This is a genomic window from Priestia sp. SIMBA_032 (assembly GCF_046535215.1).
Taxonomy (GTDB): domain Bacteria; phylum Bacillota; class Bacilli; order Bacillales; family Bacillaceae_H; genus Priestia; species Priestia aryabhattai.
Window position 1 is genome coordinate 1 of record NZ_JAWRXD010001429.1, and the last position, 241, is coordinate 241.

1 protein-coding gene is annotated in these 241 nt (G+C 68.0%); it reads right to left on the bottom strand.

From position 1 onward, the window contains the following. Positions 1-241: hypothetical protein (locus tag SB717_RS39025; protein ID WP_410908639.1), on the bottom strand; the 241-nt coding region annotated here is incomplete at both ends.

Consider the following 241-nt stretch of genomic DNA (forward strand, 5'->3'; position numbering starts at 1 on the left):
GTTCTCAGGGCGCAAGGTCCAGCAGAACACTGCGAGGCCCGCCGAGTGGGCGAGGTCGACGAGGTCGGAGGTGACGGCGCCCACGTCTGCGGAGTCGTCCTCGCCGAACAGTGCGACGGAGACGGAGCCCGACGAGAGCACCTGTGTGGTCTCGACGCTGATGCCGTCCATCTTGTTCGCCGCTGAGGCGGCACTGCCGATGGCGTAGAGACCGCGCAGGGTGAGGTCCGTGTCGTAGCCC